This is a genomic window from Xenorhabdus hominickii (assembly GCF_002632725.1).
Classification (GTDB): domain Bacteria; phylum Pseudomonadota; class Gammaproteobacteria; order Enterobacterales; family Enterobacteriaceae; genus Xenorhabdus; species Xenorhabdus hominickii.
The window spans coordinates 19,758-33,151 of sequence record NZ_NJAI01000009.1 but is presented as its reverse complement, the minus strand read 5'-3'; the positions used below and the strand labels follow the sequence as shown (position 1 = coordinate 33,151).

Here is a 13,394-nt window from a genome sequence, read left to right as displayed (position 1 = left end):
TAAGATATACATATACAAAACACAGTAAAACAACGATACAAATTAAGGCAAATGAAAATGTCAATAGAAAAAGGAAAGCCAAAAACAATTAATTGCAAACTCTGCGGCGATTCAATCCTTTCCGTTGCTGTTCACTTGAGAGCCAGTACGGAAACAGGCAAGTGTGATTGCGTCAAGCGTCCGATAAACAAAGATGGTTCTGCAATGACTGACCAAGAGGCGTTTGAAGAATATAAGCGCATGTATCCTAGCGCACAAACAATGTCTACTGATGCGCTCAATTACATGAAAAAAGTACAGGCGGAAAAATTGAAAGAGAGTGTTGCTAAGGTTGAAATGGCAACAGCGGAAACTTCGGATGATATCAAAGTGACGCTAACTCACAGTCACTCTGGCACTACCGAGTATCGTACAGAGCGTGTTGCGGCTAATGAGATTTTAGATCTACCTCTGTCTCGCTTGTGCAACTCTACAGGGCGAGAAATCATCGTTGATACATTTATCAACCGCCCATTCCCTGAATACGTTCCTGATATTAACGAAGCGTATGTCTTTAACGATACCGAATTAGTTAAAGACGTTCTGATGATGTTCACGGCTGGAATGCCCGGTTACTTATGGGGTCACGCTGGTACGGGAAAAGCTCAACCAATCGATTCAATTATACCTACCCCAGAGGGAATGAAACGTTTTGGTGATTTGCAAGTCGGTGACAAAGTTTTTGGCTCTGATGGCAAGCCAACAACTATTGTCGAAGTCTTCCCTCAAGGAATGAAGCCTGTTTTCAAAATTGGTTTCAGAGACAAATCTTTTACTAGAGCCTGTGGCGAACATCTATGGACGACTTTATCCTCACACGATTACAAGCAGGAAACTATCGTTCGCTCAACACAAGAAATGATAGATGCAGGGCTGAAACACACCACCGGATATAAATTTAAGATTCCTTTGGTGAAGCCGGTAACGTGGTCAGATAGAGAACATTTCATTCATCCGTATGTATTGGGTGTCATGATTGGCGATGGCTATGCAGTCGGCACGATCCCGATTATTAGCATAGGTGTTGATGATATGGACATCAAGGATATGGTTGAAAAGCTTCTCCCGCTCGGAGTTAGAACTGATGTTCTTCGCAAAACTAGTGAAAATGGATGCCAGTTCACCGTGATTGATGAGACAGTATTTCATGGAAATAGAATCAAAAATGAAATTGCTCGTCTTGGCCTAAATGTTCATTCAGGTGAAAAATTTATCCCTTCAGAATATCTTTTCGACTCTGAAAAAAATCGGATGGCTCTACTTTGTGGTTTGATGGACACCGATGGCACAAGTCGAGGCAATCGTATAGGTTTCTCTACAACGTCTCGAAAACTGGCTGAGAATGTTAAATTCTTAGTTCAGTCTTTAGGTGGAACAGCAATCCTTAAAGAGCATAAGACATCTCGTCATAAAAGCGGGTATTACGCAGAAATCAATGTGAAGATGCTTGTTTGTCCATTCAAATCTAAACGCAAGTCGTCTAATTGGATGCCTAATAAAAAGAATCCACCAAGTCGATTCATTACATCTATCGTGCCTGATGGAAGTGCTGAGTGTATGTGCATCAAAGTGAAGGCAGATGACAGTCTTTATGTAACCGAGAATTTTATTGTCACTCATAATACATCATTGGTGTCACAGGTCGCAGCACGTTTAGGCCGTCCACTTATCCGCTCACAGCACACAGCGTCAACCGAAGAAGCGCACATCACGGGTCAGATTTTAGCCAAAGACGGTCGCACTTACTTTGAAGCAGGCTTGTTGTCACTGGCAATGAAGCACGGCTGGATTTATCTGGCTGACGAATACGACTTCGCCTATCCGCAAATCTTGTCACTGTACCAACCAGTGTTAGAGGGTGAGCCGCTTATTCTGAAAGAGGCGACTCCTGACTGGCGTAAAGTTCAGCGACATAAGCACTTCGCCTTTGTAGCAACCGGCAACACCAACGGCTCAGGTGATGAAACAGGGCTATATCAAGGTACTAACCAACAGAACGCCGCTAACTACTCACGTTTCGCTATCGTCTCTAAGGTTAACTATCTGCCAATAGATCAGGAAAAAGTGATCCTGATGGCATACGGCATTCCTGAACAACTGGCTAATAAACTGGTTCAGTTCGCTAAGCGCATCCGTGAAGCCTATGAAGCGCATGAAATTGCTCAACCTATCGGGCCTCGTGAACTTCTCAATGCTGGACTCGTTGGCACAATGCGTAGCAACCCTGTTCTCGGACTGCAAAAAGCCTACATAAACAAACTGCCATCTGCATCTGCAATTGCAGCTAATGAATTCGCACAGCGTATTTTCGGAATTGCTTAATGATAGGTTGCTTTGGCTCAATAACAACAGCCTCAGCAAAATCGCCTCTTTGTCAATCGTGTAACCACAAAGAGGCGTGTCACGCAGAGGCACAAGAAAGAATGATCGTGATTTTTGGAAAATTTGATGGCTTCCCTAATGATGGAGCTGGCAAACGAGGTAAGAAAAATGCAAGCACTACTAGCTAGAACTGACTTCTCATTAGGGGAATCAACCATCAAGGCAACCAATGCGGTGAAATTCGCAAAGGAAAAAGGGTACAGAGCGATAATCTCGGCTGACACGATGAACATATCATCTGTTATCCCTATGCAGCTAGAGGCTTCTGGCGAGCTTGACGTGGTATTAGGTGTTCGACTCTATATTGTGGACAATCCATTTCTTGAAGCCGATAACAAGGCACGAAAAGATGCTAGTGAGCCTGTTTTGGATTATAAGCGTGACTTTGGTTATTCGTTTGTCGCTATGGTTAAAAACGAGGCTGGCTTCACTGATATTTGCGAGTTGTGTTCTCTCGGTTACATGAGAAATCAATTCTACAAAATACCCCGTTTGGATATTGAACAAGTCGTAGCGACCTATTCAAAAGGTAATATTCTGCTCATGACGGCTGACTTCGATAGTATTTTCCGTCGCCGTGATTATCAGTCTATTATAGGTCGATTGGCAGATATCAGCAGAGACGACCTGTATGCCGCCATTTATCCTATGGCATCACCTTACTTTGACCAGATCAACATTAAATCTTCACACGTAGCGGAAGCCTTTTCTCTCAAGCGTGTAGCGTTTTACCCAGCCTATTACGAGTCACTAGAAGACGCTGATCTGAAAGATGTTGCCTACCAAGTCTGCAACAACGTGAAGTCAGATCAAGTTCACCGCATGAGAACACCTTTTGTTCGTGACAACGCTATTGTTGACCGTGTTCATCTACTTAAAAATCTAAAATCATTCAGTGACCGCATGAGTGTATCGGTAAGCCCTGAAATGGTTTCGACCATGCAAGATGAGATCGTTAATAAATGCAAATGGCGGTGGCAGAAAATGAGCGTGGTTTTGCCGAAGATGGCAGACGACGAAGCCGCTACGTTGCATACGATGGCAACAGTCGGTTTACGTAACAAGCTAACCGGAACGTCTTTTGGTCACACTCCATCAAAAGCAGGATGGCAAACCTATATTGACCGTTTGAAATACGAATTGGCTGTTCTGACGAAATTAGGTTTCTGCGGTTATTTCTTGATGGTTTCCGACTTGATGCAATATTCACGCAAAGCAAAAATACCGGTAGGTGCGGGTCGTGGTTCTGTGGGGGGGTCACTGGTAGCATGGTGCGTTGGTATTACTGACGTAGATCCTATCCGTCACGGCTTGCTCTTTGAGCGTTTCATCAACCCTGAACGTCTGGACTTGCCCGATGCCGACTTGGACTTTTCACAATCAAAACGCCACCTTGCCATTCAATACCTTTACGACAAATACGGCGAAGATTATGTCGCTGGTATCGTCAACTATTCCTACTTAGGGGCAGCATCTTCAATCCGTGATTCTGCAAGGATCTTTAACGTACCGGCAACTGACTTAGCGGTGTCTAAAGATGTCGGCTGGGCGACAAAAGAGGGTGACGATATCCCACTTGAGGAATTGCGAGAAGAACTTGCTTCGTTAGACAAGTATGCCGAAAAGCACCCACAAGCCTTTGCCGCAGCCTGTAAGTTAAAAAACATGATGCGAAGCTACGGTCGTCACGCAGCCGGTATGATTGTTTCCAGTGTGCCGATTAGTAAACGTGCAGTTATTGAATTACGTGGCGGTGAGCGTGTTATCAATTGGGATAAACGACATTGCGAAGATATGGGATTAATCAAATTAGACGTTCTAGGGCTGGCTACGCTTGATTTATTGCAGTACGCAGTGGATTACATCGAAGAACGTCATGGGGCTGGTGTGGTGAAGCTGGATGAAGTTTCCCTTAATGATCCAAAAGTCATGGCTAATTTTGCTGATGGTCGGACTAAAGGCGTGTTCCAGCTTGAATCCGCCCCAATGCGTAAGCTACTGAAAGACTTAGGCAGCGGACTTGACCCAATCACATTTGAAACGATCGTTGCGACAACAGCATTGTTCAGACCTGGGCCGATCCAATCAGGTATGTTGGACTCTTTCGTTGATGTGGCTAAAGGTTATCATGCGCCAACACCTTTGCATCCATCTATTGAAGAAGTCACGAAAGAAACCAACGGTGTCGTTATTTATCAAGAACAAATCATGAAATCGGCACAGTTGTTGGCGGGATTTTCTCTTGCAGAGGCCGATGGAGTACGTTCCGCGATCGGCAAAAAGAATATGGATAAGATGAGAAAAATCGGCATTGATTTTCTCGAAAGAGCACAAGCAGGGTGGGTCACTGTTGAGCTTGAAGATGGAAGCATGAAGAAATTTCACAAAAAAGAAAAACTACTTTGCACAGACGGCATTGTTAGAACCTACGATGAAATCATTCGAGAAGATGCGGACATAGAGATTGGGATGTAAATCATGAAAGAGATTTGGAATCGAATACCTGATTTTGAGGAAAACTATGAGGTATCCAACGAAATACAAAAGCCGAGAGGTTCTAATAAGTTGAATGAAAAAGAAAGAGCGACTGTAGTCTCGATGAGAAATTCAGGGGCTACTTTTAAAATGCTCAAGTCTCATTTCGGCATATCTTCAACGCAAATTGCAAATATTCTGAAATCAAGTAAAAGCGAATAAACGGCGGGTTAATGATGAAAATTAAAAAAGTTGTTGCCGAGCATAATGGGTTAACAGAAGAAAGAGCGCCGGAAATTTGGGATATATTTGAAAAAAGCGGCGGTTATGCGTTCAATAAATCCCATGCCGTTGCGTACACTTTAATCAGTTATCAGGCTATGTGGCTTAAAACCTACTACCCAGCCGAGTTCTTTGCTGCTGCTATTTCTATATTAGGGGAAGACAAGCATCAAGATCTTGTCAACGATGCGGCTGACTATGGCATTTCCATTCTGCCGCCTGATATTAACATTTCCAGTTTCCGAATGGAGATCCGAGATATTGACGGCCGTCCAGCGCTTTATGCGCCGTTTAGCTCAATTAAAGGCTGCTCTGAAACCGGCAGTAAAGCCATTGTAGATGCAAGAAACAAAGTCGGCGGCTCGTTCAGCAACAAAGAGCAGTTTATGGAGGTAGTAAATAAACGCTCCTGTAACACCCGTGTTGTTGAATCTTTAGATGCGGTGGGGGCATTTGCCAACATTGAAGCAGACCAATTACCGGCAATGGATGAATCACGCCGTAAGTCTCAGGCTGAATTAATGGGAAGTTTGGTTATAGAAGCGGTTAAAACAAGCCGTGAGTTCGTGATGGACGAAAAGACTAATGCCAACATCAACCTACTTATGAACCGCATTGCAGACGAAGAAGGCTTAAAAAACGAGTTAGTTCGTCCTCGCACTGGTCGTAAGCCTAAGTTTATGATCATTCTTGATGGCGCAAGCAAAGGTGATGTAAAGAGCGGCTACTTTATGGAATCAGGCTACAACGAGTTCAAGGCTATCCTGACTAACGCTGGTTTCTTGGTAGGGGATCTCTATATCACCGGCGTTATGAAGAAAGCAAAAAATGATGGCGAGAAAAGTTACGCAAAAGAAGATGTCTCCAAGTTTACCGAATATATGAAAACAGAAATTGAGTTAGCTAAACCGACTTATATATTGGCGGCTGGTAGCTTGGCGGCATCACTGTTCAACAACAAATCGAAACCGTCAGATTTGGTCGGCAGAAAAGAATACTTTGCCGTAATGGACGCAACTGTCTTTTACGCATTCAACCCTAATATTCTATACTTCCGACCAGAAGAAGACGAGAAGTTAATCAAGGTTGTTGAAGACGTAGCAAACGCTGTAAATGGTTAATTAACGCAAGCCTTTCAGATTGGGTTTACCCCCTGTCTGATTGGCTTATTATTAGATTAGTTCAGCAGTAAATGAGAAAATGTAGATGAAAAATAATACAAACAATCCCATTGTTATTACTCCAAAAATTAAAGAGAAAGCTAAGGCTATGGTTATGGCTTCCCTTTTTGGTTCTTTCATTTCAACGGCAACAAATTTCGAGATTGCTAAGGCAATGGCTGAACGTGATGGATTACGTGTCAATCGTCATATCCGAAATGTGGCGAAAGGACTAATCGGGAAGCACGATCTCGAAATGCTTGATAATTTCACCCGTAATATAGCCAGCAGCAACAACACAGAGAAAGCCTTGAATGAACTTTTAGATTACCGGAATCGCTTCTTATCAAGCGCAGAACAGCGAATCTCAGCAATGAACGAATACATAGGCGGTGATTTGGATGAGCTGAAATCGCAGGGTTTTCCACTCGATGAGTTGACAAAACGAGTGGCGGATTTTAGAAAAATTTATGCAGAACAGCAACAGGCGGCTTAAATGGAAAAGGTTACGTTAAATTTGACGTATTTCAAGCCAAGCGGTAAATACCACGCTGACGGTAAATTGGAAATAGACATAGAAATGCCGTGGAGTATGTGTATTTAGTTAGTCCAGTTTCATTTTAACGGTGCAAATTATCCAATGACTTATTCATAAATCGTAATTTCTTGATTGTTAATCATAGGTATTTATTTACTTATAATATTAAATAAATAAAAACATATGTAATAAGTCACACCACCAAAAGAAATAATATTTATTATTAATAGGCAAATAATGAGCGAAAGAACCGGTAGTATTAAAATCGCAATCATTGAGAAAATCGCCGAGGATTTGAAAATAGACCTAGGTGATCTAAACAACGTATGGACTAACCAACCGATACTCATGATGAAGTATGGCGCAAAAATGTCTGATGCTGAACGAACAGTGTCGGAAGAAAAGCGGCGCATTGATGGCTTGTCCTCAACGCTTTACAACGTAGTGCGATCAGAGCGTTCTATGAACGGCACAAAAACGTCAGAAAGCGCTTTAGAGTCAATTATTAGTCAGATAGAGCGCCATTACTCTGGCGAAGATTCAACACTTAACCTAAACAATACTTTTATCCAGAATCTTCCTGAAAAGGTTGTTCCAATTGCTCGAACCTTAGCGGCTGCACGGCGCAACTACGATCACAACAAAGAGCTATATGAGATTTATAAGTCAGCCGTAGAAGCCCTGCGACACCGCCGAGATATGGTCGTACAAGCCTCCAAGAAAGTTATTTTGGATTATGAATATTTGAACGCTGGAACGTTCGCCGGAAAGAAATAACCCAACCCTAAAAAAACATCTTTAACATAAGTAAGTACTGATCTATTATTTTATACACTGAAAATCAGTAAAAAACAGGTAACGTAATTAAATTAATTAACTAACCAAACAAATAAACAAATTAAGGATCACCTATGTCAACTCTTTTAGATCTCATTCGCGCAAAACGTCAAGATATGGTAACAAAACGTGCCGGTCGTGGTGTCGATACTGTCAAGCTGCCAATCGGTATCCGGTATCTTCGAGTTTTCCCGAACCCAGAAGACCCAAACGGTGTTTTCTATCAACAGTTCGGTATGCACTTCGTTAAAACCAAAGAAGACGGAAAAGATAAAACTGTAGCGACTGTTTGTAAAACTGCAACCTATGGCGAGTCTTGTGAGATCTGCGAAGCTGTGATGGAAGCAAAAGCCATCTACAAAGGCAACAAAGACATGGAAGAAATGATTAACGAAATTCGCTCATCACAGCGTTACCTCGTTAATGGCACAGTCACACCAACTCCTGATATGACCAGCATTTCAGCCGCACAGTTGATTGAACTGCCTCAAACAGTATTTGAAGACCTGATGAAATCCATTGAAGAAGATATGGCTGACGAAATCGGCTTACCTCTCGATGTAAAAGTGGGTTATTGCTTTAAAGTTGAACGTACAGGTGCAGGTCGTGAAACCAAATACTCAGTTTCACCAGTTCGCAAAGATGGTAAAGCGGCTATTCCTGCGAATCTGTTTTCAACCATGCACAATCTCGAAAACTTTGCTAACGGTCAAGTTGATGCAAACAAACTGGCAATTGCTTCTAAAGCGGTTAGCTCACTGACTGGCGTTTCTGTCGCTGTAAGCTCAACTCTGGCACTCCCTACTGGCACAGCATTACCGGGCTTTTCTGCACCGGCTGATGGTGGCAGTACTAAGTCTGATTCACTGATCAAAGAAGAAGCTGCGGCTGCTTCGGCTGCTGAATTCACTGGTTCGGATAGTGCAAAGGCATCTTCTGCTGCATCTACTCCTATTACGACAGATGTTCCGGTAGCTGACGATGAACTGGAAAAAATGATGGCTCAATTAACCGGTCTGTAATTGTAAATTTAGCCAACCATAAGGGCGCATTCGTGCGCCCTTATCATTAGGGGAAAATATGAACCTTTTGTTAGTAGACGCACACAGTCAGGGATATTACCACCAGCAATCAGCAGCAGAGTTGAAAGTTGGCGATATGGAAGTTCAAGCAATTTTTAACACGTTACGATCTGTTAAACGCAATGCCTCAATCATGAAAGCTCGTGTCATAGTTTTATGGGATGGCGAACCGGTTAAGCGCAACACATTATTTCCTGAATATAAAACTCGTGCGCCTAGCGCTGATATGGATGCCATGAAAGCCAAATTTAAGGCACAGCGCCCTATTATCCAACAAGCATTCTCTTATCTTGGCGTTGAACAGTTGATCGCCGAAGATGGTGAAGCGGACGATTTAGCAGGGCTTATCGTGGGTCATGAAAAGGCTAATTACGATCACATTTATCTACTTTCGGGAGATGGTGATTGGAAGCAGTTAGTTGATGAAAACGTATCGTTTATCAACCAACGGGACGACACGATTTTACGCCTCGACGGGTTCTTTGAAGATACCGGCTTTCATACGCCATTGGCATTCGTTCAAGGCAAAGCGTTACAAGGCGACTCATCAGATACTATTCCCGGTGTGGGCGGTATTGGCGACAAAGGCGCGCGAGAATTTTTAGCTGAATACGGCTCAGTTGCTGAGATCAGAAAAATTGTTCTGTCTGGTGGCGAGTTAATGAAGAATCGTGCTCGTAATAGTTTCATTAAACTGGCTAACGATGAATTTAATGAAAAGCTAGGCATGGGAATGATGGATGCGTTCAAACGCAACCTAACGCTAATGATGCTGCGGGGCTGCCCGTTAAAGCCTGACACTATCAAATCAATTCCAGCAAGCTACAATCCTGAAAAGGTTCGTCAATTATTCTTAGAGTATAACTTTCATTCAATCCTTGACGATCTGGACGTCTTTTTGACCCCGTTCCATCGTTACGGCTTAAAGGTGGCTGCGTGATTACTTCTATCATTTCAAAAACAGTAAAGATAACGCCGACTGAATTGGCGAAAGAAATTATCGCATTGCATGGACGTGACGGCTTAAGTCGCATTCGTTCCATCATAAAAGCAAGTGGAATTGAGCCGACTGAACGAGAATTAGGAGAACTTCATCGCCACTGCCTGACCATACACAACCGAGTGTGTAAAAACTTAGGCTTAGGCGTTATTGATATCGAAATATTAAAAACAATTTACCCATTAGAGACGGCTTAATCATGGCAAAGAACAGTGCATTAAAAGATTTTTTCAAAAATACCGTTAAGAAAAACGCTGAACAACAACACGTTAAAATCTGGCTAGATACTGGTATGCCTCAGTTGAATAAAGCCGTCTCTGGTAGTTATCGCAATGGTTTTCCGTGTGGTCGCATCGTTGAGATTTTCGGTTGGGAATCTAGCGGTAAAACGTATATTGCAACACAAGCCATGATTGCGGCTCAAAAAGCGGGTGGCGTGGCTATTTTTATGGATCACGAAAAGAGTTTTGATTCGGGGCTTGCCGAGAAGTGTGGCTTGAATGTTGGCACTGACGGCGATTGGATTTACCAACAGCCTGAAACGTTTGAAGAATCCATTGAATATTCGTCTTACATTGTTAAAACCCTGCGTGACAGCAAAGCGATTAAACCTGATGCGCCTATTGCCTTGGTGTTTGACTCCTTAGCTTCAATGGTTCCTTTGCAGATTTTCCAAAAATTTGAGAAGAAAGCAAACGGGAAAGCCACTGACAAAGATAACTTAAATATGAACGACAACACAGCTTTGGCTCGTTGTACGTCCTCGCACTTCCCTGCGTTAGCTCAGTGGGCGAATAAATATAACGTGTGTATGATCTTTCTAAACCAATGCCGACAAGATATCGGTGTGGTATTTGGTGATAACACAAAAGCACCGGGAGGAAAAGCACCGGCATTCTATGCTTCTGTCCGTATTCAATTGGGTAAATCGCAAATAAAGGAGGGATCTGAACGTATTGGTGACGTTGTAACTGCAAAAGTTATCAAGAACAAAGTTGCTTCTCCATTTAAGAACGCCTCTTGGAGCTTCTATTATGACACCGATATTGGTATTGATGCTATTGATTCACTAGTCGATCACATGATGAAAATCGGCTATCTCAAGAAGAACACTTCAGGCAAAATTCTCATCGGCGAAAAAACGCATTCTCGAAAAGAAGTTGTCGAAATCTTCCGACAGTTAGATAAAGCAAAAATTGTCGATTTACTTGAAAAATGGCATGGCGACAATGCGGAGTTTGCTGACGCAGCAATGGACGGTAGTAAGCCAGAAGTAGAAGAAGACGACTAATAACAGAAACAACAAAGGGCGCACCATGCGCCCTTTTCTTTCATGTTTTATTTATAGCTCTAAATTTCACTCACAATCCCTTTTGTACATTCTCCTTGGGAAAAAAGGCAAGTTTGTTTAGCTTGTCGTTTAATTCTAATTTTTCTGCCATTAGGCGTTCCATAAAAGTATTGATCATATTTACCCTTCCTTGATGAATATAAACTTATAGAAATTTCTTGTACGCCTATTTCAAATTGATACTATACACACACAAATAAGTAAGTGAATACGTATTAGGTTTAAAAATCATGTTTGAAGAAAAAATGTACCGACAAACAATAAACGCAAATATGTCTTTTCTGTCAGAAATACCCAAAGAAAAGGCGTACTTGTTGGAAAGAATGTTTTATATCCGCAGTGCAGCGCAAGCTAAACGTGCGCTTATTAAGTTAAACGAAAAGGTAATCAGTAATGACTAAACATGTAAAAGTTGCCCCAGAAATTATCAAAAAACCAAATGGTGAAACAATAAAGCGCCACCCTGCGTTCGGTATTGTCTCCATGAATATCACTAATTCAACTGGAACAGATTTATTTGCCTCTGACTTGACCCACAACGTTTTTATGCATTTCACGGTATCTCTGGCACAGGAGAATCGCCGGAGTGCCGCTGATGTTTGGTACGATAAATTACGTGACAAAGAGATCGACAATCATCTACTCGATTTCTCAATGTCAATGAGCCAGTTTGTTAATCTCATTACCTCACCAAATTTCAGCTCTGGCATTCCTTGTACGCTAAATAGTTACCGTACTGGAGATATCACTAACCCACCTGAGATTCTCAAAAAAGAAGCTTTTCATGAACGTTTGTCTGACGATGTAAAAGCGGCTGCCAATCGTGAAATTGCAAAACTGCAAGGTACGTTAGATAAACTGACCGCTCTACTGGAAAAAGGTAAAGCCGGTAAGAAAGATCTACCACAATCAATAGCTTATCCGCTGGCGGCAAAGCAATGTTGCTAAACAAAGTAACCGAAGATTTGAAAAACCAATTGTCACCAGTTGGCATTGAAATCCAAAAAGTCAGTTGGTTGGGTAAAATGGATTACCCACCAGAAGTTGTTGACGCTATCAACAAGAAAAACAAAGCTGTCCAAGAAACGCAGATGCGACAGAACGAAGTTGAAAAATCTAAAGCAGAAGCAGATAAGATTATCGAAGAAGCCCGTGGCTTGGCTGAATCAACCAAATTGAAAGCGCTGGCAGAAGCGGAAGCAATTACACTACGTGGTGATGCGTTACGTAAAAACCCAGAAGTTATCCAGTTAGAAGCGGTCAACAAGTGGAACGGTGTAATGCCTCAATATATTGGCGGTGATACTCCTATTCCATTTATTTCGGTTGATAAAAATAAGTAATTTTTATAAATAAATAAAGGTGCTTATTTAGCGCCTTTTTTAATGTGTTAAAATAACTTAAATAAATAAACATTACAATTTTCTTAATTAGGTAAATATGTTTTATTTGTGCGCAAATGAAAAGGATATGGAAGTTGTTCAACGGCTGCTTTCTCCTCTTGTTTACTCTGCTTAAATTAACTCGTAAAATAGGTATTTAAATACTTACAAAAAGGAAGTAAATGAATCATTTTTCCATTGTTTTATTTTTACTCTACATCGGCGGTGCGGGTTTAATGTTTGAATCTCTTTCTCGCAAAGGCGACAAAAACCCGTTCTTGAAATGTTGGGCTTGGGTGTTCATTTGTCTACCTAGTATCAAATCGGAAATTGCCAGAATACGGAGATAACCCTATGGCATCACCTATCTTAAAGTTTTTTGAATACAGCCACCTCCCGACGTATCTGCAAGCTGTCAGTAAGCCAATTGGCGACTTAGCAATGCAAATGGATAAATTACTCTCTAAGTGCGCTGAGAAGTCCGCAGGGTTGCGTAAACTGCTAGAAGCAAAAGACGCATTGTTAGAGCAAGATAAGAAGGCAAGGTATGAGAAAAAGAATCGCTGTCTCAAGGTTCACACCTTATAGGTAGAGTCATAGAGGAAAAAAACACGTAATTGTAATAAAACAAGATAGCTCAGAAATGATACGGAAGTTACTCTCTTTAGTGGTCGTTACTGTGATCTTTATTGGCGCTGTTCTGTAATACAGCTAAAGCCATACTATCCACCAGCAGCACAGCCCATTTCGTTAAACGGGTTATGTATTGCAAGACCGCTATGGAGAGTAAAAGTGCCGGTCATAGTGGTCGATTTCGGGAAACAGTACGTTGTTAAGATCAATGACACTGCATATTCACCACCCGA

General features: G+C 42.0%; 11 protein-coding genes and 3 pseudogenes. All 14 read left to right on the top strand.

Translation table 11 applies throughout. The features are described from left to right. Nucleotides 1–51: 51 nt before the first annotated feature. Nucleotides 52–1,482: pseudogene (locus Xhom_RS44020) on the top strand (LAGLIDADG family homing endonuclease); the annotation flags it as partial. 171 nt (nt 1,483–1,653) lie between these two features. Then, nucleotides 1,654–2,361: pseudogene (locus Xhom_RS44015) on the top strand (AAA family ATPase); the annotation flags it as partial. 168 nt (nt 2,362–2,529) lie between these two features. Next, the gene (gene dnaE, locus Xhom_RS21990; RefSeq protein ID WP_099139943.1) at nt 2,530–4,896 is read left to right on the top strand and encodes a DNA polymerase III subunit alpha; all 2,367 of its coding nucleotides are present in this window, start codon (nt 2,530–2,532) and stop codon (nt 4,894–4,896) included. 216 nt (nt 4,897–5,112) lie between these two features. Continuing rightward, a pseudogene (locus Xhom_RS21980) lies at nt 5,113–6,299 on the top strand (helix-hairpin-helix domain-containing protein); the annotation flags it as partial. 85 nt (nt 6,300–6,384) lie between these two features. Beyond that, a complete protein-coding gene (locus tag Xhom_RS21975; RefSeq protein ID WP_099139868.1) occupies nt 6,385–6,834 on the top strand; it encodes a hypothetical protein in 450 nt (149 codons plus the stop codon). Between the two features lie 279 nt (nt 6,835–7,113). Beyond that, entirely contained in the window at nt 7,114–7,653 is a 540-nt protein-coding gene (locus tag Xhom_RS21970; RefSeq protein WP_099139867.1) for a hypothetical protein, read from the top strand. Between the two features lie 134 nt (nt 7,654–7,787). Beyond that, entirely contained in the window at nt 7,788–8,735 is a 948-nt protein-coding gene (locus Xhom_RS21965; protein ID WP_099139866.1) for a regulator, read from the top strand. Between the two features lie 58 nt (nt 8,736–8,793). Beyond that, a complete protein-coding gene (locus tag Xhom_RS21960) occupies nt 8,794–9,735 on the top strand; it encodes a 5'-3' exonuclease family protein (protein WP_099139865.1) in 942 nt (313 codons plus the stop codon). Beyond that, nucleotides 9,732–9,992 (top strand): hypothetical protein, encoded by a 261-nt coding sequence (locus Xhom_RS21955; protein ID WP_099139864.1) that lies wholly within the window; start codon nt 9,732–9,734, stop codon nt 9,990–9,992. Before Xhom_RS21960 ends, Xhom_RS21955 begins: the two co-directional genes overlap by 4 nt. 2 nt (nt 9,993–9,994) lie before the next feature. Next, nucleotides 9,995–11,086: a recombinase RecA gene (locus Xhom_RS21950; RefSeq protein ID WP_099139863.1), complete on the top strand. Its 1,092-nt coding sequence runs from the start codon at nt 9,995–9,997 to the stop codon at nt 11,084–11,086. Between the two features lie 290 nt (nt 11,087–11,376). Continuing rightward, a complete protein-coding gene (locus Xhom_RS31540; protein WP_169928514.1) occupies nt 11,377–11,547 on the top strand; it encodes a hypothetical protein in 171 nt (56 codons plus the stop codon). Beyond that, nucleotides 11,540–12,094 (top strand): hypothetical protein, encoded by a 555-nt coding sequence (locus tag Xhom_RS21945; RefSeq protein WP_099139862.1) that lies wholly within the window; start codon nt 11,540–11,542, stop codon nt 12,092–12,094. Before Xhom_RS31540 ends, Xhom_RS21945 begins: the two co-directional genes overlap by 8 nt. After that, complete coding sequence (locus Xhom_RS21940) at nt 12,085–12,489, top strand: SPFH domain-containing protein (protein ID WP_099139861.1); 405 nt, start codon at nt 12,085–12,087, stop codon at nt 12,487–12,489. The genes Xhom_RS21945 and Xhom_RS21940 overlap by 10 nt, the downstream gene beginning before the upstream one ends. 393 nt (nt 12,490–12,882) lie before the next feature. Continuing rightward, the gene (locus tag Xhom_RS21935) at nt 12,883–13,116 is read left to right on the top strand and encodes a hypothetical protein (protein WP_099139860.1); all 234 of its coding nucleotides are present in this window, start codon (nt 12,883–12,885) and stop codon (nt 13,114–13,116) included. Nucleotides 13,117–13,394 lie beyond the last annotated feature (278 nt).

Coding starts and splice junctions, on each gene's coding strand:
- dnaE (WP_099139943.1), top strand. CDS start 2,530: ATGCAAGCACTACTAGCTAGAACTGACTTCTCATTAGGGGAATCAACC.
- Xhom_RS21975 (WP_099139868.1), top strand. CDS start 6,385: ATGAAAAATAATACAAACAATCCCATTGTTATTACTCCAAAAATTAAA.
- Xhom_RS21970 (WP_099139867.1), top strand. CDS start 7,114: ATGAGCGAAAGAACCGGTAGTATTAAAATCGCAATCATTGAGAAAATC.
- Xhom_RS21965 (WP_099139866.1), top strand. CDS start 7,788: ATGTCAACTCTTTTAGATCTCATTCGCGCAAAACGTCAAGATATGGTA.
- Xhom_RS21960 (WP_099139865.1), top strand. CDS start 8,794: ATGAACCTTTTGTTAGTAGACGCACACAGTCAGGGATATTACCACCAG.
- Xhom_RS21950 (WP_099139863.1), top strand. CDS start 9,995: ATGGCAAAGAACAGTGCATTAAAAGATTTTTTCAAAAATACCGTTAAG.
- Xhom_RS31540 (WP_169928514.1), top strand. CDS start 11,377: ATGTTTGAAGAAAAAATGTACCGACAAACAATAAACGCAAATATGTCT.
- Xhom_RS21945 (WP_099139862.1), top strand. CDS start 11,540: ATGACTAAACATGTAAAAGTTGCCCCAGAAATTATCAAAAAACCAAAT.
- Xhom_RS21940 (WP_099139861.1), top strand. CDS start 12,085: ATGTTGCTAAACAAAGTAACCGAAGATTTGAAAAACCAATTGTCACCA.
- Xhom_RS21935 (WP_099139860.1), top strand. CDS start 12,883: ATGGCATCACCTATCTTAAAGTTTTTTGAATACAGCCACCTCCCGACG.